General features: G+C 67.8%; 18 protein-coding genes. 9 read left to right on the top strand and 9 right to left on the bottom strand.

Annotation, left to right across the window (positions count from 1 at the left end):
* Positions 1 to 78: 78 nt before the first annotated feature.
* A complete protein-coding gene (locus ABCR94_RS10885) occupies positions 79 to 1,599 on the bottom strand; it encodes a peptide ABC transporter substrate-binding protein (protein WP_347119005.1) in 1,521 nt (506 codons plus the stop codon).
* On the opposite strand from ABCR94_RS10885, the gene ABCR94_RS10890 reads away from it, so the two are divergent.
* Positions 1,550 to 2,029 (top strand): GNAT family N-acetyltransferase, encoded by a 480-nt coding sequence (locus ABCR94_RS10890; protein ID WP_347119006.1) that lies wholly within the window; start codon positions 1,550 to 1,552, stop codon positions 2,027 to 2,029. The genes ABCR94_RS10885 and ABCR94_RS10890 overlap by 50 nt on opposite strands.
* On the opposite strand, the gene ABCR94_RS10895 is transcribed toward ABCR94_RS10890, so the two are convergent.
* From ABCR94_RS10895 to ABCR94_RS10930, 8 genes are all read right to left on the bottom strand, one after another.
* Positions 1,983 to 2,567 carry a chloramphenicol phosphotransferase CPT family protein gene (locus ABCR94_RS10895; RefSeq protein WP_347119007.1) on the bottom strand — a complete coding sequence of 195 codons (585 nt, stop codon included), beginning with the start codon at positions 2,565 to 2,567 and terminating at the stop codon, positions 1,983 to 1,985. The two genes, ABCR94_RS10890 and ABCR94_RS10895, sit on opposite strands and share 47 nt — an antisense overlap.
* Positions 2,568 to 2,695: 128 nt before the next feature.
* A complete protein-coding gene (locus ABCR94_RS10900; RefSeq protein ID WP_347119008.1) occupies positions 2,696 to 3,844 on the bottom strand; it encodes an ABC transporter ATP-binding protein in 1,149 nt (382 codons plus the stop codon).
* A 21-nt stretch (positions 3,845 to 3,865) separates the two neighbouring features.
* Entirely contained in the window at positions 3,866 to 4,930 is a 1,065-nt protein-coding gene (locus ABCR94_RS10905; RefSeq protein ID WP_347119009.1) for an ABC transporter ATP-binding protein, read from the bottom strand.
* A gap of 10 nt (positions 4,931 to 4,940) precedes the next feature.
* Positions 4,941 to 5,918, bottom strand: a complete 978-nt coding sequence (locus tag ABCR94_RS10910; RefSeq protein ID WP_347119010.1) for an ABC transporter permease — start codon at positions 5,916 to 5,918, stop codon at positions 4,941 to 4,943.
* Positions 5,919 to 6,039: 121 nt separating this feature from the next.
* Positions 6,040 to 7,839: an ABC transporter substrate-binding protein gene (locus ABCR94_RS10915; protein WP_347119011.1), complete on the bottom strand. Its 1,800-nt coding sequence runs from the start codon at positions 7,837 to 7,839 to the stop codon at positions 6,040 to 6,042.
* 105 nt (positions 7,840 to 7,944) lie between these two features.
* A complete protein-coding gene (locus tag ABCR94_RS10920) occupies positions 7,945 to 8,979 on the bottom strand; it encodes an ABC transporter permease (protein WP_347119012.1) in 1,035 nt (344 codons plus the stop codon).
* A gap of 726 nt (positions 8,980 to 9,705) precedes the next feature.
* A complete protein-coding gene (gene typA, locus ABCR94_RS10925; protein ID WP_347119013.1) occupies positions 9,706 to 11,577 on the bottom strand; it encodes a translational GTPase TypA in 1,872 nt (623 codons plus the stop codon).
* 334 nt (positions 11,578 to 11,911) lie between these two features.
* Positions 11,912 to 14,332: an ABC transporter family substrate-binding protein gene (locus ABCR94_RS10930; protein ID WP_347119014.1), complete on the bottom strand. Its 2,421-nt coding sequence runs from the start codon at positions 14,330 to 14,332 to the stop codon at positions 11,912 to 11,914.
* 304 nt (positions 14,333 to 14,636) lie between these two features.
* Between ABCR94_RS10930 and ABCR94_RS10935 the strand changes: the two genes are divergently transcribed.
* From ABCR94_RS10935 to ABCR94_RS10970, 8 genes are all read left to right on the top strand, one after another.
* On the top strand, positions 14,637 to 14,930 hold the full coding sequence (locus ABCR94_RS10935) for an Rv0250c family protein (RefSeq protein ID WP_347119015.1): 294 nt from the start codon (positions 14,637 to 14,639) through the stop codon (positions 14,928 to 14,930).
* Between the two features lie 71 nt (positions 14,931 to 15,001).
* A complete protein-coding gene (sdhC, locus tag ABCR94_RS10940; protein ID WP_347119016.1) occupies positions 15,002 to 15,820 on the top strand; it encodes a succinate dehydrogenase subunit SdhC in 819 nt (272 codons plus the stop codon).
* A 16-nt stretch (positions 15,821 to 15,836) separates the two neighbouring features.
* The gene (locus ABCR94_RS10945) at positions 15,837 to 17,783 is read left to right on the top strand and encodes a fumarate reductase/succinate dehydrogenase flavoprotein subunit (RefSeq protein ID WP_347119017.1); all 1,947 of its coding nucleotides are present in this window, start codon (positions 15,837 to 15,839) and stop codon (positions 17,781 to 17,783) included.
* Positions 17,780 to 18,550 carry a succinate dehydrogenase/fumarate reductase iron-sulfur subunit gene (locus ABCR94_RS10950; protein WP_347119018.1) on the top strand — a complete coding sequence of 257 codons (771 nt, stop codon included), beginning with the start codon at positions 17,780 to 17,782 and terminating at the stop codon, positions 18,548 to 18,550. The genes ABCR94_RS10945 and ABCR94_RS10950 overlap by 4 nt, the downstream gene beginning before the upstream one ends.
* A 193-nt stretch (positions 18,551 to 18,743) precedes the next feature.
* Positions 18,744 to 19,112 carry a hypothetical protein gene (locus tag ABCR94_RS10955; protein WP_347119019.1) on the top strand — a complete coding sequence of 123 codons (369 nt, stop codon included), beginning with the start codon at positions 18,744 to 18,746 and terminating at the stop codon, positions 19,110 to 19,112.
* 20 nt (positions 19,113 to 19,132) lie between these two features.
* Positions 19,133 to 19,474, top strand: a complete 342-nt coding sequence (locus ABCR94_RS10960; protein WP_347119020.1) for a hypothetical protein — start codon at positions 19,133 to 19,135, stop codon at positions 19,472 to 19,474.
* 87 nt (positions 19,475 to 19,561) lie between these two features.
* Entirely contained in the window at positions 19,562 to 20,617 is a 1,056-nt protein-coding gene (locus tag ABCR94_RS10965) for a LacI family DNA-binding transcriptional regulator (RefSeq protein WP_347119021.1), read from the top strand.
* A 389-nt stretch (positions 20,618 to 21,006) separates the two neighbouring features.
* Positions 21,007 to 22,248 carry a sugar ABC transporter substrate-binding protein gene (locus ABCR94_RS10970; protein WP_347119022.1) on the top strand — a complete coding sequence of 414 codons (1,242 nt, stop codon included), beginning with the start codon at positions 21,007 to 21,009 and terminating at the stop codon, positions 22,246 to 22,248.
* Positions 22,249 to 22,287 lie beyond the last annotated feature (39 nt).

Genomic DNA, 22,287 nt, shown 5'->3' on the forward strand with positions numbered 1-22,287 from the left:
TCCGGGGGTCGTGGGGAGCGGTGCGGTTCGGCGCGGAAAGGCACCCCCTAGGCGCCGGGCCGTACGTGTGTTGGCGCGTCAGTTGACCTTGATCTCGCTGTAGACCGGGACGCTGAACGGGTTCAGGGTCACGTTGGAGACGCGGTCGGAGTAGCCGGCGCTGCCGTTCTGGTACCAGAGCGGGATGGCGCCCATCTCGTCCCGCAGGACCTTCTCGGCCTGCTGGAAGAGGTCGACGGCCTTCGCCACGTCGGTCTCGGCGTTGGCCCGGTCGACGAGCTTGTCGAACTCGTCGTTGGTCCACTTGCCGTCGTTGGACGAGGCGTCCGTGTAGTACAGCGGCTGGAGGAAGTTCTGGATGAGCGGGTAGTCCATCTGCCAGCCGGCCCGGAACGGGCCCGTCATCTTGGACTGGGTGATCTGGTTGCGGTAGTCGGCGAAGGTGCCGATGGGGTTGCCCGCGCACGCCTTGTCGTTGCCGAGCGCGTTGTTGATGCTGTTGCACACCGCGTCGACCCACTCCTTGTGGGAGCCGGTGTCGGCGTTGTACGAGATCTTCAGCGTGCCGCCGGGGATGCCGCCGCCGTCGGCGACCAGCTTCTTCGCCGCGGCCTCGTTGTAGACACACGCGTCGCCGCACAGCTTGTCGTCGAAGCCGCCGTCCGCGCCGAGGACCGGTGAGGTCCAGTCCTTGGCCGGGGTGCGGGTCTTGGCGAAGATCGTGTCGGTGATCTGCTCGCGGTTGATCGCCTTGGACAGGCCCGTACGGACCTTGTCCATGCCGGCCGCGTCCCACTTCTTGTCGTAGAAGGGGAAGGCGAGGGTCTGGATGATGCCGGCCGGGGTGTTGATGTACCGGTCGCCGAGGTCCGCCTTGACGTTCTTGAGCTGCGAGGCCGGGACGTCGTCGACCAGGTCGAGGTTGCCCGCGGTCAGGTCGGTGTAGGCGGTGTTGTTGTCGGTGTAGACCTTGAGGTCGACGCCGCCGTTCTGCGCCTTGTCGTCGCCGGGGTACTTCTCCCACTTGCGCATGCTCATCTTGGAGCCCTTGGTGTACGAGCCCACGGTGTACGGGCCGTTGCCGACGGGCTTGGACAGCCATGCGTCGTGGTCGTCGAAGAACGCCTGGGGCAGCGGCGCGAAGGCGGCGTAGCCGAGGGTCTCGGGCCAGGTGGAGAACTTCTGCGACAGCTTGACCGTGAAGGTCTTGGGGTCCTTGACCTTGAGGCCGGAGAGGGTGTCGGCGGAGGCCTTGCCCTTCTCCGGGTGCACCTTGTCGTAGCCGTCGATGTAGCCGAAGAAGTGGGCGTTCTTCTGGTTGTTCTTCAGGTGCGCGCCGTAGTTCCAGGCGTCGACGAACGACTTGGCGGTGACCTTCTCGCCGTTGCTGAACGTCCAGCCGTCCTTGAGCGTGACGGTGAAGTTCTGCGAGTCCGTGGTGTCGATCTTCTCGGCGAGCATGTCCTTGGCCTCGCCCGTCTTCGCGTCGTACCGCTTGAGGCCGCGGAAGAGCATGTCGAGGACCTTGCCGCCCTGCACCTCGTTGGTGTTGGCCGGCTCCAGCGGGTTCTGCGGGTCGCCCCAGGAGGAACTGACCACCGGGGGCAAGGACGCCGACCTCACCGACCGCCTGGACAAGGGCCTTGACGCCTTCAACGAGGGGCCCACCGGTGCGGCCCCCCAGGGCACGCTCTCGGTCCGGGTCGACGACGCGGCGGGCGAGCTGGTCGGCGGTCTGACGGGGTCGACCTGGGGCGGCCTGTTCGGCATCGAGATGCTGTGGGTGCGCGAGGGCAGCCGTACGGACGGCTGGGGCAGCCGGATCCTGCTGGCCGCCGAGGCGGAGGCCCGGCGGCGCGGCTGCGACCGCGCGATCGTCTCCTCCTTCACCTTCCAGGCCCCGGCCTTCTACCAGCGCCACGGCTACACCGAGACGGGCCGCACCCCGGGCATCCCCGGCGGCCACGAGGACGTACACATGTTCAAGACCCTGTCGGCGCCGGCGCCGGCATCGACGCCCGCTGTGTGAGGAGTCGCTCGAAGGCCGTGGAGCCCTGCCTTCGCGACAGGAAATCCTTGATCTTCCACGCGCACTCCGACGGGCTGTCGCCGCTCGTGTCGCACTCGACGTCGTAGACGCCATGGGTGTGCACGCGTGCGAACTGCTGGGCGGCCAGCCCCCGGCCGCGGTCGCCGCGGGCCCGCTCGCGCCTTTCCAGTTCCGGCAGGGGGCAGTGCACGCCCACCAGGACGACGTCCTCGGGGGCGAAGAGGTCCAGGCAGTCGGCCAGGCGCCACGGCCGGCTCAGCACATGGTCCACCACGACGGTGTTGCCGCCGGCGGCCATGCCCGCGACCGCGCGGTGGAAGCCCCGGACCGCGCGGTCGATCTCGTCCTGCAGCTGCTCCGGCGGGATCGGCCGCTTGGACCGCATGGCGTGGAAGGCGTCGACCGGCAAGTGGAAGGACGTGGTGTCGAGGATCTTGAGGAGTTCGGCGGCGATGCTCGACTTCCCGGAACTCGATGTGCCGTTCAGGAAGATGATCAACCCGGGCGGAGCGGTCATCAAAAGCCCCTCACTTCGTATGCCGGTGCACGACTGCCGGTGCACGACTGCCGGTGCACGACGAAGCCCCCGCGGGCCGGTGCCGGTCCGCGGGGGCCATGTCGTGATCATGTACGGGAAACAGCCGGTCAGCCGGTCTTGGCCGTCCCGGCGTCGCCCTGGTCCTTCTCCATCGCCACGAGGGCGGGGTCGAGGATGATGTCGTGCTCGCGCGGGCCAGTCGTCGGGTCCTCGGGGAAGTGGCAGGCGGTCAGGTGCCCTTCCTTGTTGCCCGAGAGCTGGATGAGCGGCGGCTCCTGCGTGGCGCACTTGTCCTGCGCCTTCCAGCAGCGGGTACGGAAGTGACAGCCGGACGGCGGCGCGATCGGCGAAGGTACGTCGCCGGAGAGCCGGATCCGCTCCTTCTTGTCGACGTCGATGTCCGCCTCGGGCACCGCCGAGAGCAGGGCGTGGGTGTACGGGTGGCGCGGGCCGGTGTAGAGCGAGTCGCGGTCCGCGACCTCGACCACCTTGCCCAGGTACATCACGGCCACGCGCTCCGAGAAATGCCGTACCACCGCGAGGTCGTGCGCGATGAAGACGAACGCGATGCCCATCTCCCGCTGCACTTCCTGCAGCAGGTTGACCACCTGGGCCTGGATGGACACGTCGAGGGCCGACACCGGCTCGTCCGCGACGATTATCTTGGGCTTGAGCGCCAGGGCGCGGGCCACGCCGACGCGCTGCCGCTGGCCGCCGGAGAACTCGTGCGGGAAGCGGTTGTAGTGCTCCGGGTTCAGACCGACGATCTCCAGCAGCTCACGCACCCGCTTCTCGCGGCCGCCCGGCGGGTTGATGCCGTTGATCTCCATCGGGCTGGCGATGATCGTGCCGACCGTCTGCCGCGGGTTCAGCGAGGCGTACGGGTCCTGGAAGATCATCTGGATCTCGGGGCGGATGGGCGCCAGCTGCCTGCGGTTGGCGCGGGTGATGTCCTTGCCCTGATAGGTGATCGTGCCGGCGGTCGGCTCAAGGAGGCGGGTCAGCAGCCGGCCCGTGGTGGACTTGCCGCAGCCCGACTCACCGACGAGCCCCAGGCTCTCGCCCGGGAAGATGCTCAGATCCACCCCGTCGACGGCCTGCACCGCGCCGACCTTCCGCCGGAACGGAAAGCCGCCGTAGATCGGGAAGTGCTTGGTCAGGCCCTTGACCTCAAGCAATGGCTCGGTGGATCCGGAGGCCCGCTGCGAAGGAACCGCATCGGCCGCTGTGTTGGTGTTCGTGTTCGTCTCGCTCATGATCTCTGCCCCAGTTGCCGGTCAGCCCAGCCGGGGCTGAATCTTCTCAATGAAAACCTGCTGCTTCTGCTCACCGGTGAGGTGGCAGGCGGACGCGCGCCTTTCGGGAAGCTCCGGACGCTTGGTCACGCAGCTCCCGCTGTCGTCCACCAGGCCGGTGAAGGTGCACCGCGGGTGGAACGCGCAGCCCGAGGGCGGGTTGAGCAGGCTCGGCGGAGCGCCGGGAATGGGCATCAGGGGCTCGGACACATTGGAGGACAGCCGCGGCATCGACCCGAGCAGACCCCAGGTGTACGGGTGCTGGGGCTGCTTGAGGATCTCGCGCACCGAACCGCGCTCCACGGCCCGGCCGGCGTACATCACCAGCAGGTCGTCGGCGATGTTCGCGACGACGCCCAGGTCGTGGGTGATCAGGATGATCGACGAGCCGAACTCCTGCTGGAGGTCCTTGAGCAGGTCGAGGATCTGCGCCTGGATGGTGACGTCGAGGGCCGTGGTCGGCTCGTCGGCGATCAGCAGGGCCGGGTTGCAGACGAGCGCCATGGCGATCATCGCGCGCTGACGCATACCGCCGGAGAACTGGTGCGGATAGTCGTCCACGCGGGACTTGGCATCCGGGATGCCCACCTTCTCCAGCATCTGGATGGCCCGCGAGCGGCCCTCCTTCTTGCTGGCGCCGGTGTGCTTGACGAACGGCTCGGCGATCTGACGGCCGACCGTGTAGTACGGCGACATCGCGGTCAGCGCGTCCTGGAAGATCATCGCCATCTTGTTGCCGCGGAGCTTCTCCAGCTCCCGGTCCGACTTGTCCGTCAGCTCCTGGCCGTCCAGCACGATCTCGCCGCTGACCGTGGTCGACTGCGGATTGTGCAGGCCAAGGATGGACAGGCTGGTGACCGACTTGCCCGAGCCGGATTCGCCGACGATACCGAGCGTCTTGCCGCGCTCCAGATCGAAGGAGAGTCCGTCCACCGCCTTGATGGCGCCGTCCTCGGTGGCGAACTGCACCCGCAGGTCGCGTACCGAGAGGAAGTGGGCCGAGTCGGTAGGTGCCGGGGATTCGCCGGACTTGATGAGTGTCGTCACGGTCATTCTCCTAGGACAGCCGCACGCGCGGGTCGATGAGTGCGTACAGCGCGTCCACGATGATGTTGAACAGCAGAATGAAGGCGGCGCTGATCAGCATGACGCCCATGGTCACCGGGAGGTCCTTCATGACAACCGAGTCACGGGCCAGGCGGCCGATTCCCGCGAGACCGAAGGTGATCTCGGTGACCATCGCACCGCCGAAGAGCGCCGCGAGGTCCATGCCGAGGATGGTGACGATCGGGGTGAGCGATCCGCGCCAGGCGTAGCGGAAGAACACAAAGCGGGATGACATTCCCTTGGCGCGGGCCGCGCGCACATGCTCTTCCTGGAGCTGTTCGATCATCGTCGAGCGTGACATACGGGTGTAGTTCGCCGTGAAGATCACCGACATGACGAACCATGGAATCAGCAGGCCCATGAACCAGCCCGACGGACTCTCGGTGATCGGGACGTACTTCGGCGTTTCCAGCCAGCCGGTGGAGTAGACGAGAAGACCGACGACAATCGGGCCGAGGAAGTAGATCTGGAGGGAGCTGAGGCCGATCGACGCGGTGGAGAACACCTTGTCGACGGAAGTGCCCTTCTTCCAGGCGGCGATCATGCCGGCGCCCAGGCCGAAGGTCAGGAAGACCAGAAGTCCACCCACCGTGAGGGAAACGGTGAGGGGGAAGCGGTCAATGATCGTGTCCCAGACCATCTGCTGGTTGTCGAAGGAGACACCGAAGCAGGGGGCCGCGCAGTGGCCGACCGGGAAGTCGCGCCCGGCGAAGATCCCGACAACGAAGTCCCAGTACTGCACCGGGACCGGCTTATCGAGCCCGAGGTTCTGGTGAATGATCGCCAGCGCGTCCGGTGTGCAGTTCTTGCCACACATGAGCATGGCGGGGTCCTGCGGAATCGCGAAGAACATGAAGAACGTAAATGCACTGATCAAGATCAGGATGACAACGGCGCCGAACGTCCGGCGAAAGAGGAATTGAAGCATGGCAGATCGCTGCTCTCAGGACGGCGGCTGAGTCTGAGGGGGTGGTGGTATGAAATGGCCCGCCACCTCGGGGGTGTGTGCTCCGCCGTGCGCACACCCCCGAGGACGGCCTGAGCGGCTGCTACTTCTTCAGGAAGACGTTCTTCACGTCGATGTAGCTGGTGTCCGAGGAGTACCGGGCACCGCCGACGTTGGAACCCTGGATCTGAAGCACCTTGACGAAGTACAGCGGGGCGGCGGGGTTGATCTCCTCCACGATGTACTTGTGCAGCTTCGTCCACTCCTTGCTGGCAGCGGCCGGGTCCGTGATCTTGAGGATCCGGTCGATCTCGCCATTCACGTGATCGTCGTTCAGGTGCGCGTAGTTCGCGGCGCCGTCCTGGATCTGCTTGCCGTCGAACGACGGCGGGATGACGGTGGCGGCGGACGCCCAGTCCTGGCCCCAGCCGGTCATGTAGACGTCAAAGCCGTTCTTGACCTTGCCCATCTGCTCGTACCAGGTGGCGTTGTCGACTTCCTTCTTCTGGACGTCGAAGCCGGCCTTCGTCAGGGCGTCCTCGATGATGACCGACTGCTGCTGGCGCACCGGGGTGTTGGAGTAGGCATAAACGAGCTTCATGCCCTCCTTGCCGGCTTCCTTCAGCAGCTGCTTGGCCTTCGCGATGTCACCGGCCGGCTTCTTGATCTTGCCGTACGGGTCGTAGCCCTTCTCGTAGCCCGGGACGGTCGGGGCCAGCAGGCCACCGGCCGGCTCGCCGCCGTACGAACCGCCGTCGGGACGGTAGACCTGGCCGCCCGGCATGGCGTAGGTGATCGCGTCGCGGACCTTCTTGTCCTTGATGCGGTCCATGTTCATGTTCAGCTGCCACACGTACGGGGCGTAGCCCGCGATCGTGCGCTTGTTGGCCTTGGGGTCCGTGACAACGGCCTTGACCTGGCTGGTGGCGACCTGGCCGGTCATCATGATGGCGTTCTTGGCTTCACCGCGGTCGGCCAGGATGCGCTTGGTCTGGTCCGTGTCGTCGTGGTTGAAGCTGATGTTGAAGCCGTCGACGTACTGGTGGCGGCCCGAGTCGGTCTTCGGGTCCCAGTTCGTGTTCTTGACGAGCGTGAGCGACTTGCCCGGCTTGAACTCGGAGATCTTGTACGGGCCGGTGGCGACCGGCTTGGTGTCGTACTTCTCCTTGGTGTCCGTCTTCTCCGGGACGATGGAGTAGCCGACCATGGCGAGCGCCTGCGGGAGGTCGGGCTGCGCGTCCTTGAACTTGAAGATGACGGTCTTCGCGTCCGGCGTCTCCAGGACAGTGTCCGGCAGGTGCTTGCCCTTGTACGGGCCCTCCGGCAGAGCCTTGCGGTACGTCGTGCCCTTGCCCGACAGCCACTGCTGGATGTAGGTCGGACCGTCCGTGATGAACGGCGCGTACGTGCGCTCGAAGGTGTGACGGACGTCGGCGGACGTGATCGCCTTGCCGTTCTCGTCCTTCACCCCGTCCTTGAGGGTGTACTTCCAGACCTTGCCGCCCTCCGACTTGGTGCCGGAGTCGGTGGCGATGTCGCCGACGACGGTGACCGCGCCCTTGTCGTCCTCATTGTTCGCGGTCAGACCGCGGTGGACGAGGTTGCCGAGGAGGCGGCCGTCGCTGACGTAGGTCTGCGCCGGGTCCAGGTGGGAGAAGTCGTTCTCCTGGTAGACCGGTATCGTGCCGCCGGGCTTGGCACCGGCGACCGGCTTGGCCGGACCGGTGGAGGCCGCGGCGTCACCGAAGGCGACGGGCTTGGCCTGCGTGGCGGCTTCGTCCTGCGACTTGCCCTTGGGCTTGTCGGAGCTGTCGTTGCCGCTGCCGCAGCCGGTGAGCGCCAGCGAACCGACGGCCACGGCGACTACCGCCGCGCGTGTTCCGCGTGAACTGAGGATACTCATGAGGTTGAGCACACCTATCTGTGAGTAGTGATCCAACTGTGCTGCCGAACGAACCGGCCGGAAGTGGCGCCACACAAGTGGCCGCCGCGCTCCCCGAGTTGGACGTCAGCGCCCGGACTTGGGGTCGAAGGCGTCTCGGACTGAGTCGCCGAGGAGGTTGAAGGCCACAACGAAGATCACCATGGCGATACCCGGGTAGAACATGTACGCCGGGTCCTGCTCGTAGATCTTGCCCGCCGTGGCGAACATGCGGCCCCAGTCCGGGGTGGGCTCGACATAGCCGACGCCCACGAAGGACAAGAAAGCCACCGAGAGGATGGTGGAGGGCAGCATGTAGGTGCCCTGGACCAGGATCGGCGTCACCAGGTTGGGGAGGAGCTCCTTGCGGATGATCCGCCACGGTGAGGCGCCGGCGACCTTGGCCGCCTCGATGAACTCCCGCTCGCGCAGGGAGAGCACCGAAGCACGGACCAGCCGGGAAAGTCCCATCCAGCCCAGGAACCACATGACTCCGATGATCGCCACAGTTCTGACGTACGTCGGAGTCTCTTCGTTCGGGCTGACGAACACGGAGACGATCACGGGCATCGCGGCGATGAAGAACAGCTGGCTCGGGAAGGCCAGCAGGAAGTCCGTGAAACGGCCGAGCAGGTAGTCCGTCTTGCCGCCGAGGTATCCGCCGAGCAGACCGATCAACACGCCGAAGATCACCATCAGCACCGTCGCGACCAGCGCCGTGTACAGCGAGGTCCGCATGCCGTAGAGCAGCTGGGTGAAGACGTCACGGCCGAGGTCGGGCTCGACGCCGAACCAGAAGTCGCCGGACATGCCGCCCAGGGGCCCGGCGGGCAGACCGAACTCGTCGAGGAGCTCGATGTTCTCCTGCCCGTACAGGGTGTACGGATTCTTGCCGTACAACGCCGAGATCACCGGCGCGAGGGCGGCGACCGCGAAGAAGAAGATGACGATGAACGCACAGACGACGCCGGTGCGGTCACGCTTGAAGCGACGCCACATCAACTGCCCGGGGGTACGCCCGGTCGTGTCCGATCCTTTGCCGACCTCTTTACCGAGGGCGACTTCCGAGTCGGCTTCTGGGACTTTGATACCGGCCGCTGATGCCGGGGTAGAGCTGGTCATGACGCGGAGACTCCCGCACTCGGAATATTCGTGGGACGGCTCAGGGCGGCCTGAAGTGCCCTGAGCCGGAAGGACCCTGACGAGAAGTCACCTGCGGGAGTCGCGCGATGTGCGCCGGGGCGGGACCTGAACCCGCCCGTGCCGTCGCCACCACGGTCAGCAGTACTGCCGAGAGCAGTCGCAGTTGGCGCAGCGCTAGCCGCCCACTCGACCCACCCGGCGCTTGTGGCGCCGCGCATGGGTGCCTCCTCAAGAGTCCACTTGTTCATTGACAAGCAAGGGAGCCGACGCTCCGCCGACACCCCTGACGGCGAAGATCAACACCCTCTGCATGCTCGTGAGTCGGCGCACATAACTACGCGTAACCCATTGACCCGAGCTCTGTGGCCTCAACTATCAGCCATGGGCCACGCCGCGACTACAGTGTTTTGATCTCGGTTCGATCACACATCGCACCCACAACTCCCACAATCTGGACAAACAGATACACGATAGATGGTCGCGAAACGGACTTGTTACATACCTATCGGGCAAGCCTCTCCGCTCACCGAACAGGACATCCCTGAAAATCGGTTGCGCCGGACCGTACAACTGCGAGAGACCTCACACGCAGACACCCCGGAGCACCCGGGAGCACCCCGGACATGCCGACGGCCCGGTGCGCCACGAACGTCGTGGCGCACCGGGCCGTCGGTCGGTGCGTGCTGTGTGCCCGACCAGCGGGGGTCAGCGCTTGGCGCGCGAGGCGGTGCGGCCGCGCTCCTTCTGGTCCAGGACGACCTTACGGATACGGACCGTCTCCGGGGTCACCTCGATGCATTCGTCGTCGCGGCAGAACTCCAGCGACTGCTCAAGCGACAGCTTGCGCGCAGGCACCACGTTCTCCGTGTTGTCCGCCGCCGCCGCACGCATGTTGGTGAGCTTCTTCTCCTTGGTGATGTTCACGTCCATGTCGTCGGCGCGCGAGTTCTCACCAACGATCATGCCCTCGTAGACCTCGGTGCCGGCCTCCAGGAAGATGATTCCGCGCTCCTGCAGGTTGACCATCGCGAACGGGGTCACCGAGCCCGAACGGTCCGCGACCAGCGAGCCGTTGTGGCGGGTCCGCAGCTCGCCGAACCACGGCTCGTGGCCCTCGAAGATCGAGTGCGCGATGCCGGTGCCACGGGTCTGCGTCAGGAACTCCGTACGGAAGCCGATGAGGCCGCGCGACGGGACGATCCACTCCATGCGGATCCAGCCCGAACCGTGGTTCGTCATGGTCTCCATGCGGCCCTTGCGGGTCGCCATGAGCTGGGTGATCGCGCCGAGGTGCTCCTCGGGGGAGTCGACCGTCATGCGCTCGATGGGCTCGTGCAGCTTGCCGTCGATCTGCTTGGTGACCACGACGGGCTTGCCCACGGTCAGCTCGAAGCCCTCGCGGCGCATCTGCTCGACCAGGATGGCGAGCGCGAGCTCACCACGGCCCTGGACCTCCCAGGCGTCGGGGCGCTCGGTGTCCAGGACGCGGAGCGAGACGTTACCGACGAGCTCCTTGTCCAGGCGGTCCTTCACCATGCGGGAGGTGAGCTTGTGGCCCTTGCCGCCCTTGCCGACGAGCGGCGAGGTGTTGGTGCCGATGGTCATGGAGATCGCGGGCTCGTCGACCGTGATCAGCGGCAGCGCGATCGGGTTGGCCGGGTCGGCCAGCGTCTCGCCGATCATGATGTCCGGGAATCCGGCGACCGCGCAGATGTCGCCGGGACCGGCACGCTCGGCCGGCCGGCGGGTGAGCGCCTCGGTCATCATCAGCTCGGTGATGCGGACGTTCGAGATCGTGCCGTCGCGCTTGATCCACGCGACGGTCTGGCCCTTCTTCAGCTCGCCCTGCTCGACGCGGCACAGCGCGATACGGCCGAGGAAGTTGTCCGCGTCGAGGTTGGTGACGTGCGCCTGGAGCGGGGCGTCCTCGATGTACTCGGGGGCCGGGACGTGCGACAGGATCGTGTTGAAGAACGGCTCAAGGTTCGTGCTGTCCGGCGGGACGGTGCCGTCCGCGGGCTTGGTCAGCGAGGCGACGCCGTCACGCGCACAGGCGTAGACGATCGGGAACTCGATCTGCTCCTCGTCCGCGTCCAGGTCCAGGAACAGGTCGTACGTCTCGTTGACGACCTCGTCGATCCGGGAGTCGGGGCGGTCCGTCTTGTTGATGCAGAGGATGACGGGCATCTTCGCCTGGAGCGCCTTGCGGAGCACGAAGCGCGTCTGCGGCAGCGGGCCCTCGGAAGCGTCGACCAGCAGAACGACCGCGTCCACCATCGACAGGCCGCGCTCGACCTCACCACCGAAGTCGGCGTGGCCGGGGGTGTCGATGATGTTGATGTTGACGACGTCTCCGCCGTCCTTCGGGTGGTACTTGACCGAGGTGTTCTTGGCCAGGATCGTGATGCCCTTCTCACGCTCCAGGTCGTTCGAGTCCATCATGCGGTCGTCGAGGTGCTCGGCAGTGTGCGCGGCGAAGGCGCCCGCCTGCTTGAGCATGGCGTCGACCAGAGTGGTCTTGCCGTGGTCGACGTGGGCGACGATGGCTACGTTACGGATGTCGTGGCGCGTGGGCATAGGAGACTTGCGCTTCTCTCGATCGTGGGATCGGGCGTCGTCATCGGTTCGGTCCTCATACGCCCGCCGGGCGGACGCGCCACGGCTGCCCCCATGGTACGGGGCTACTGCCGCGCGGGCTTCCCGGGCAAGGGAAACCGGGGTCCGCAGGGGCTCGGGAGGGGCTGATGGGCCCTCGGGAACGGGCTCCCGGGCCATCTCAGGGGCACTGTGACGAATCAGTCAGAGCCATGCGGGGTGCGAGGGGTGTCCCGGGTCGGTGGGTGGCACGACCTTGCCCGCCGGAGGTGCCGGCGGGCAAGGGAATTGAGCCAATCCTGAGGGTTCTGACCTGCTACTTCTTCTTGGGCTTGGCGGTTTGCGGCTTCTTGAATCCAATGTCCTGGTAGCGCGGGGCCGCCAGGCCGAAGGCACCCGCGTTGACGAGCGTGGGCTTGATCGCGATCAGCTCGGGACGCTGGAAGAGCGGGATGGACCCGGCCGCGGCCCAGATCCGGGCATCGGTACGCCGCATCAGGTCACGAGCCTCCTCGTCGTCCAGCTCACCCACCGCCTGATCGAACAATTGATCGATATGGTCCGTGCCGACCCGGGTGTAGTTCTGCTCGACCTGGAGCGAGCCGTCCGCCGCGGGCTCCGGCTTAGCGAAGATCGGACGGGCGTCGGTCGCCGGGTAGGCGGTGGCGGGCCAGGAGTAGAGCGCGAGATCGTAGTCGCCCGCGGCGATGTGGTCCTTGAAGTAGCTGTCGTCGGCGACCTTGGTGATCTCCGTACGTACGCCGATGTCCTCCAGCATTCGCGAGATCTTGTCGCCGACGGTACGCAGCGGCTCGGAGCCGGGGCCCGAGGGCAGGACGAAGCGCAGCGTCAGCGCCTTGCCGTCCTTGCCAAGCGGGCCACCCACGACGGCGGGGGCGGCGGTGCCGCGCGGGGCGTAGGCGCCGGCGACGCCGCCCTTGCCCTTCTCATTGGCCTTCGCGTTGGCCTTGGCATCGGCCTTCGCGTTGGCCTTGGTGCTGATGCCGGAGTCCGAATCGGAGTCGGAACCGGAGTCGGAGTCGGATTTCCCGTCGGACTTTCTGCTGTCCGACTTCTTGGCGTCCAGCGACGAAGCCTGCCGGAGCAGCACCTCGCCCTGGAGCGCCGCGATCCGGGCCGGGGCCAGGACATAGCGGCCGGACTCCGAGCCGTAGCCGCCGTCGCCCGGCTTCGAGTCGCTCTCGTCGCTCTCGTCGCTCTCGTCGCCGACGATGTACGCGCCGTCGTCGGACGCGTCGTCCTGCTCGGCCTTGTCCCCCTTCTTCTCCCCCTCGCCCTTCTTGGTGTCGGCCTTGCTGCCTGCCTTCGTCCCGTCCGGCTTCGCGTGCGCCCCGCCCGGCGTCCAGCCCGCGTCCGCGAGCAGCGCCTGTGCGGCCTGGGTGTCCTGCTTGCCCAGCGCGCCGCTGCTGTCGGCGTACGCCTGCTGGCCGGCCAGCGCGAGGTGGCTGCCGAGCGGCCGGGCGGGCAGGCCCAGCGGCTTGAGCACGGCCTCGGCCAGCTCCTGGCGGTCGAGCGCACGGGCCACGGCGCGGCGCACCCGGTCGTCGGTGAGCGGGCCCGATGTGCCGTTCAGCGCGAGCTGCGTGTAGGCGGGCTCCAGCGACTTGCGGATGGCGAAGCCGCGCAGCGCGGCCTGCTCGGCCGCGTACTTCTTCACCGCCCTGCTGTTCTTCTCCCGGATCTCCTGCTCGGCCTCGGCCTTCTCGTCCGAGGAGCCGTGCGCGAGCGCCCAGGATCTGAGCGCGGATGCGGGGGTGACCGTCGCGCCGGGGCCGTGGCTCAGCTGCTGCCCCTTGGCGCCGCCCGCGTCCTTGGCGGCCAGGGTGACGCGGTCCACGGTGCTGCGGCCGATCTCGGCGATGTCGAGCTTGCCGCCAGCCAGCGCGGCGGCGCGCTTCTCGCTCGGCACCGCGCGCAGGACCAGCGAGTCAAGCTTGGCGGGCTGCCCCCACCAGCGGGGGTTGCGTACGAGAGTGGCCCTGTTGTCCGCGCGGTCCAGCTCCTTCAGCGCGAAGGGGCCCGCCGTCACCTTGAGCTTGCCGCGGGCCCCGTCGTTGAACGAGTCGGGGCTGCCCATCACGTCCTTCGGGTACAGCGGGGTGAAGAGGGCGCGCCAGTCCGCGTAGGGCTTGCCGAAGGTGACCTTCACTTCGAGGTTGTTGGCGCCGCGCTCGATCTTCTCGATGCGCTCGTAGCCGGCGTTGCGGGCCGTCCAGTACGCGGTGTCCTTGCCACTCAGTGCGCGCCACTGGGCCACAAAGTCGGGCGCGCCGATCTCCCGGCCGTCGCTCCACACCGCCTGCTGGTTGAGCTTGTAGAGCACGACCTGCTTGGGCTCGCGCTCGACGACCTCGGCGGACTCCAGGTAGTCGGCGTTGCGCTGCGGCCTGCCGCGCTGGTCAAGGGTGAAGAGCGAGGGGAGTACGGCGCCGGCGATCCGCGTGGTGGTGGCGTCCGCGTCGGCCTGGAAGGCGTTGAGGGTGGCGGGCATCGTGTCCACGGCCCAGCGCACCGTGCCGCCGTCGGCGACCAGCTCCCGCCCGGCCGGGGCGACGTCCTGAGCGGCCGTCACCGCCTGGGCCTCTTCGTCGCCCGCGCTGCATCCGGCCAGCACGGGCAGTGCGAGCACGCCCGTGGTCAGGAGCGCGAGGGAACGGTGGTTTCGCTGGGGCCTGCAGCGGGATGCCTTCCCGCGTGGGACGCCGACGTGGGACATGGCAGGTACCTCCAGGGCCGGCCCGGCCCACTCCCTGTCGGAATGAACCCGGTTTTTCACATTTGGCGGCATATGCAGCTGATCACATCTATTGCCCTCCCACTGAAAGGGCCGCCGGACGTGAGCCGTCGGCGACACGGCGGCGCACCCCCGAACCCCACCCGTGCGGCCCAACAGAAGGGGGCGCGCACGAAGCCGCGCGCCGAGAATCGCTGCACGTCCCCTTCACAAGGAGGGATGTGACGCGCGACACTCGCAGGCGCACGAGCGTGACCACGCGCCACCACGGAAGTGAGGGCAATCCATGTCCCTGCAAGATGAGTTGACGGCAGTTCAGCGCTGCCTCGACGAACTGGTCCGGTCGGTCGCACAGCTGGAGCAGCGGGTCGGCGGCGACGGCCTGGAGATCAGACGCGTACGAACCGACACCGGCCATCTGCGTGAGAGCCTCGCCCTGCTGAGGGAGGCCGCACCCGCCATACGCACACCCGAGTCGCGCCCGGACCTGGTGACCATCCCCGACGCCCCGTACGACAGCTCGCTGTGGACGGACACGGACGACGAGGGTCTGGGCGCCCGCGACCGGCACGCGCCGTAACCCCAGCACTGTCCGCCCTGCCCCTCCCCACCCGTCCCTGTCCCGACTGCCCGCTCCCTATGGAGTCCTCGTTGGCCACTGGCACAGAACCTCAAGCCTCAACGGGCGTACACGGCGCTTCGCGCGCCGCCATCACGCCCCGCCATCTGCGCACCGACCGCTGGTGGCTGGCGCCGGCCGCGACCGCCGCCGGACTGCTCGCCTTCATCGTCTACTCGACGTGGCGGGCCTTCTCGAACGCGGACTACTACGCGGCGCCGTACGTCTCGCCCTTCTACTCCCCGTGTCTGGCGGAGAACTGCGCGCCGATGAAGGGCGGCCCCAACTGGGAGATCCTCGGCTCCTGGTGGGGCCTGTCCCCCGCCCTGCTGATCCTGATCTTCCCGCTCGGCTTCCGGCTGACCTGCTACTACTACCGCAAGGCCTACTACCGGGGCTTCTGGGCGTCTCCCCCGGCCTGCGCAGTCGCCGAGCCGCACAAGAAGTACACCGGTGAGACCCGCTTCCCGCTGGTCATGCAGAACATCCACCGCTACTTCTTCTACGCCGCCGTGCCGGTCGCGCTCATCCTCACGTACGACACCGTGCTCGCCTTCCGCGACGAGAACTACGCGTGGGGCCACATGGGACTCGGCACGCTGATCTTCCTGGTCAACATCGTGCTGATCTGGGCGTACACCTTCTCCTGCCACTCCTGCCGGCACATCATCGGCGGGAAACTCAAGCACTTCTCCAAGCACCCGGTGCGCTATCGGATGTGGGGGTGGGTCAGCAAGCTGAACGCACATCACATGGGCCTCGCGTGGGCCTCGTTGATCAGCGTCGCGCTCGCCGACTTCTACGTCTATCTCGTGGCGTCCGGCGCCTTCGACGATCCGCGCTTCTTCTAACGGTAAGGGCCTTTTGATGACGCAACTCGAACGGCAGGAGTGGGACGTCGTCGTGGTCGGCGCGGGCGGCGCGGGGCTGCGCGCCGCCATCGAGGCGCGCGAACACGGCGCCCGTACCGCGGTGATCTGCAAGTCCCTCTTCGGCAAGGCCCACACGGTGATGGCCGAGGGCGGCATCGCCGCGTCCATGGGCAATGTGAACTCCGGGGACAACTGGCAGGTGCACTTCCGCGACACCATGCGCGGCGGCAAGTTCCTCAACCAGTGGCGGATGGCTGAACTGCACGCGCAGGAAGCCCCGGACCGGGTCTGGGAGTTGGAGACCTGGGGTGCACTCTTCGACCGTACGCCCGAGGGGAAGATCTCCCAGCGCAACTTCGGCGGACACGAGTACCCGCGGCTCGCCCACGTCGGCGACCGGACCGGCCTGGAGCTGATCCGTACGCTCCAGCAGAAGATCGTCTCCCTCCAGCAGGAGGACTTCCGCGAATTCGGCGACTACGAAGCCCGGTTGAAGGTCTTCCAGGAGTGCACAGTCACCAGGGTCCTGAAGGAGGACGAGCGGGTCTCGGGAGCGTTCTGCTACGAGCGGGAGTCCGGCCGGTTCTTCGTACTGGAGGCCCCGGCGGTGGTGCTGGCCACCGGTGGCATCGGCAAGTCCTTCAAGGTGACGTCGAATTCGTGGGAGTACACCGGCGACGGGCACGCGCTTGCGCTGCTCGCGGGCGCCCCGCTCCTCAACATGGAGTTCGTGCAGTTCCACCCGACGGGCATGGTCTGGCCGCCCTCGGTGAAGGGCATCCTCGTCACCGAGTCGGTGCGCGGCGACGGCGGGGTGCTGCGCAACTCCGAGGGTAAGCGCTTCATGTTCGACTACGTCCCCGACGTCTTCAAGGAGAAGTACGCGCAGTCCGAGGAGGAGGGCGACCGCTGGTACGAGGACCCGGACCACAACCGGCGTCCCCCCGAGCTGCTCCCCCGCGACGAGGTCGCCCGCGCCATCAACTCCGAGGTCAAGGCGGGCCGCGGCTCCCCGCACGGCGGGGTGTTCCTCGATGTGTCGACGCGTATGCCCGCCGACACGATCCGGCGCCGACTGCCGTCCATGTACCACCAGTTCAAGGAACTCGCGGACGTCGACATCACCGCGGAGGCCATGGAGGTCGGCCCGACCTGCCACTACGTGATGGGCGGCATCGCGGTCGAGTCCGACAGCGCCGCCACCCGCGGCGTCCCGGGTCTGTTCGCGGCGGGCGAGGTGGCCGGCGGCATGCACGGCTCCAACCGGCTCGGCGGCAACTCCCTGTCCGACCTGCTGGTCTTCGGGCGGCGCGCCGGACTGCACGCCGCCCAGTACGCCACCGGCTTCACGACCGGCGCCAGGCCCGCGGTGGACCCGGTCCAGATCGACACGGCCGCGGCCGAGGCACTGCGCCCCTTCAGCGCAGAGGGCCCCGGGCCCGGCGAGGAGAACGGGCGCCCGCCGGAGAACCCGTACAGCCTCCACCAGGAGCTCCAGCAGACGATGAACGACCTGGTCGGCATCATCCGGCGGGCACCGGAGATGGAGCAGGCGCTGGCGAAGCTGGCCGATCTGCGCGTACGGGCCCGGCGGGCCGGGGTCGAGGGGCACCGGCAGTTCAACCCGGGCTGGCACCTGGCCCTCGACCTGCGAAACATGCTGCTGGTCAGCGAGTGCATCGCGCGCGCGGCCCTGGAGCGCACCGAGAGCCGCGGCGGCCACACCCGCGAGGACTGCCCGGCCATGGAGCGGGACTGGCGGCGGATCAACCTGCTTTGCCAACTGACCTCTCCCGGAGGCGAGTTGACAGCGGCTGACCCGATGCAGGGGCAGGTCTCGCTGCTCCGGGAGAACACCGTGCCCATCCGACCCGACCTGCTCGCCCTCTTCGAGAAGGAAGAGCTGGTCAAGTACCTCGCCGAAGAGGAGCTCTACGAGTGACGTCGTACAAGGCCAACTTCAAGGTCTGGCGGGGCGATAAGGACGGCGGGGGGCTCAAGGACTTCACCGTCGAGGTGAATGACGGCGAGGTCGTCCTCGACATCATTCACCGGATCCAGGCGACCCAGGCCTCCGACCTCGCGGTCCGCTGGAACTGCAAGGCGGGCAAGTGCGGTTCGTGCAGTGCGGAGATCAACGGCCGCCCTCGGCTGCTGTGCATGACGCGGATGTCGGTCTTCTCCGCCGAGGAGACGATCACCGTGACGCCGCTGCGGGCCTTTCCCGTCGTCCGCGATCTGGTGACGGATGTGTCCTTCAACTACACGAAGGCGCGGGAGGTGCCCTCCTTCGTACCGCCGCCGGGGGTCGGGGCGGGCGAGTACCGGATGCAGCAGGTGGATGTGGAGCGGTCGCAGGAGTTCCGCAAGTGCATCGAGTGCTTCCTGTGCCAGGACACCTGCCATGTGGTGCGCGACCACGAGGAGAACAAGGCGTCCTTCGCCGGCCCCCGCTTCCTGATGCGGGTCGCGGAGCTGGACATGCATCCCCTGGACGCAGCAGCGGAGGCGGGACTCGACCGCAAACAGACCGCCCAGGACGAACACGGGCTCGGCTACTGCAACATCACCAAGTGCTGCACCGAGGTCTGCCCCGAGAACATCAAGATCACCGACAATGCGCTGATCCCGCTGAAGGAACGGACGGTGGACCGGAAGTACGACCCCCTGGTCTGGCTGGGGAACAAGATCCGCCGCCGGGGGGAGTGAGGGAGCGGGGGGCGGAATAGCCGTGGTGCGCGCCGTTGCTGCACCTGTCGCATTGCTTCGATTTTTCGGTATTCGACGCAACGGGACGGGATTTTCGGCATGCGGAACGGCGACGCACCCGATATTCCCGCCCCACAGTGGAGGGAATGCGGGCAGAATGGGACCACTCGCCACCACGAGGGGACCACGAACGATGAACGACCAGCCTGCGGAGCCTCCACAGGACGAGCAGATCAGCGCGAACGTGACGGTCAGCGGAAGCCGGGCCTCGCTGCTGCGTGACTTGGCCGCCGTCCTCGGGCGCACACCGGAAGCCCTCATCGGGGAATGGGCCACCGGCTCCCTGACCATCCCCTCGGAGCCCATCGGCGACGATCCACGCGTGCCCGAATGGGGATTGTTCGACGGGGCGGCCGACCTGGCCGCCCGCACCGACGAGCATCTCCGCGAAGGATTCGGCCAGCGACCGATGCTCCGCCTGTCGCCATTGTCGACACGTGCATACTGGTCGCCGCCTACAACCGGAAGGACGACGCCCATCAGGCGGGGGTCGCGGCACTGAATGCGCCGCGCATTTTGGTGGTGTCCCTCCTGCCCGAGGCCGAAGATCTGATGTCCAGGTACTTCGGTCACGCTCTCGGGCTGGCGGACACCGTCAACGCCACACTGGCCTGGCGCCTGGCTCGACCCGCGATCCTGTCCTTCGACCAGCACTATACGAACGTGATCGTTCCACGCACCCAGGCCGAAACGCGCCTCGAAGTGATCCCCGGACCGTCCCGCCGAGCACCGCTTCCCGCCGCCGGCGAGATGGCCCGCATCGCAGCCGACCGACACGGACGCCGAGCTGCCGGCGGCCAAGTCGGCCTGACGGCCACCCCGGCCGCGGGGTCGGTCTTGCTCCCGGTCGCTGTCGCCGCCTAGGGTGAATGCGCTTTCAAACGCAAGCGCAAACGGTTACGGAAACGCGGAGAAAGACCGCGGACAAGAAGCGGACGGACGGTCGGTCGGGTGAGCGCCCCCACGGTGTACGACGTCGCCGAGCGGTCGGGCGTCTCCATTGCGACGGTGTCGCGGGTCTACCGGAACCCGGATTCCGTCCGGGCCCAGACCCGCGACCGGGTCGTGGAGGCGGCGCGCGAGCTCGGCTATGTACCGAGTGGGAACGCGCGGGGGCTGGCGAGCAGGACCACCGGCGTGCTCGGGCTGTGCTTTCCCGACTTCGCCGACCCGGACGCCGAGGCCGACACCGAGGCGGCGGACGACGACTCCGCGGTGATGCTCTACTCCGACCACGTCATCCGGGGCATGGAGCGGGCGGCCAGGCGGCACGGGTACGCGCTGCTGATCGCGGCCTCGCTCGCGGGCGGTCCCGAGAGCCTGGTCGCCAAGGTGGCGGGGCGGGTGGACGGCTTCGCGGTGCTGGCGCGGACGGTGCCCACCGAGGACCTGGAAGTGATCTCGCGGCGGCTGCCGGTGGTCATGCTGGCCGGGCCCCGGGAGATCGACCATCTCGACCACATCGAGGTGGCGAACTCCGACGGCGAGCGCGAGCTGGCCCAGCATCTGATCGAGGACCACGGGCTGCGCAGGCTGGCCTTCGTCGGGGGCCAGCCGGACTCCCCGGACGCCGAGGCGCGATTCCGCGGCTACCAGGAGGCGTGCCGCGACGCGGGGCTTCCGGTGCCGGACGAGCCGTCCGTACGGGCCGCGATGATGACGCGGGCCGAGGGGCAGCGGGCCGCCGAGACGCTGCTGGGCCGGGGCGACGCGCCGCGCCCGCAGGCGATGCTCTTCGCCAACGACCAGATGGCCGTGGGGGCGCTGCACGCGCTGGAGCGGCGTGGGGTGCGGGTCCCCGAGGACATCGCCGTGACGGGGTTCGACGGGATTCCGCTGAGCCGGATCGTACGGCCGTCGCTGACGACGGTGCGCCAGCCCATCCAGCGTCTTGGCGAGGAGGCGGTGGAGCTGCTGGTGCGGCGGCTCGCCGACCGTGACCGTGATCCGGTGTCGCTGATGCTGCCGGTGTCGGTGGCCCGCCGGGACAGCTGCGGCTGCGGCTGAGGGCTGCCCCGACGCGGACAGTTGCGGGTGTGGCTGCGGCTAGGGAGTCCCGCCGCGGACGACCCCGACCCCGCCTGCGGACAGCTGCGGGTGCGGGCCGCCCCGCCCTCGAACAGCTGCGGCTGCGGGCCGCCCTCGGACCGCCCCGGACCGGCCTCCTGCGTCCGCCCCCGCCCGCCCCGCGACTGCCGCCGGACGCGTCGTCCGTCTCACACGCTTTCCATCTGCAACGACCCCGCTTAGCGTTCCCCAAAGCCGTCCCCACATTTCCGGCTCGTTACGCAAGCGTGACCAGGTCTCCCCTTGCGGCGCCCCGCGCCCCTGCAGCAGGGTGATGTATGCGCTTACAGACAGCGCATACATCGGGGGAGCTCAAGGAGGAGCCGTCCATGCACAGCACCACCAGAACCGTCTCGGCCGCCCTCGCACTCGCCACGGCGTTCGGAATCACCGCCTGTGGCGGATCGGGCGGTGAACAGGTGGCTGCCGACAAGAAGCAGACGCTCACCGTCTGGGCCATGGGCACCGAGGGCGAGAAGCTCGTAGACATCGCCAAGGCGTACGAGAACCAGCACGCGAACCTCACCGTCAAGGTCACCCCCATCGGCTGGGACGTCGCCCACCAGAAGCTGGTCTCCGCCGCCGCAGCCGGCTCGCTGCCCGATGTGATGCAGATGGGCTCGACCTTCATGGGCGAGTTCGCGGAGCTGGGCGTCCTTGAGCCGGTGGACACCAAGGCGTTCAAGAAGGCCGACTTCTTCCCGGCCGCCTGGGAGAACAACGTCGTCGAAGGCGAGGCCTACGGCGTCCCCTGGTACGTCGACACCCGCGTCCTCTACTACCGCACCGACCTCGCCGAGAAGGCAGGCGTCAAGCAGGCGCCCAAGAACTGGAAGGAAATGTCCGCACTGGCGGCCGCCTACCAGGACAAGGCGAAGACCAAGTGGGGCGTCTCGTTCCAGCCGTACACCCTGGACACCTGGCAGAACTGGCTGCCGTTCCTCTACTCCGCCGGCGGAGAGCTGCTCAAGGACGGCAAGCCCGCCCTGGACAGCGCCGCTTCGGTGAAGGCCCTGAAGGAGTACGCCTCGTACTTCGACAAGGGCTACTCCAAGAAGAGCGTCCAGCCCGGCTACGACGTCATCAAGGACTTCGGCAACGGCTCGGCGCCGATGTTCCTCTCCGGGCCCTGGCAGACCACCAACATCGCCGAGAACCAGCCTGGCCTGAAGGGCAAGTGGGCGGTCGCGCCGATGCCCGCCGACGCCGCGTCCACCTCCTGGGTGGGCGGCTCCAGCCTGGTCGTGTCCAAGGACAGCGAGCACAAGGCCGCGGCCCAGGGGTTCATCCAGTCCCTGACCGCCCCCAAGGCGCAGGCAGACTGGTACACCCTGACCACCGACCTGCCCGCCAACCAGGCGGCCTGGGACCAGGGCAAGCTCGCCACCGACCCCAATATGAAGATCTTCAAGACGCAGATGGAAACCGCCAAGGGCGTCCCGGCGATCGCCAGGTGGGCCGAGTTCGGCGCGAAGATCGACACGGCGGTCGAGTCCGTGACGCAGGGCAAGGCCACCGCGGAGCAGGCCGCCAAGAAGCTGCAGGCCGACACCTCCGGCCTGGTGGGGTAGTGCGGTGAGCGCCACCCGTACGACTCAGGGGTCCGGCGG

It is taken from the genome of Streptomyces changchenzhani (assembly GCF_039766235.1).
Taxonomy (GTDB): Bacteria; Actinomycetota; Actinomycetes; order Streptomycetales; family Streptomycetaceae; genus Streptomyces.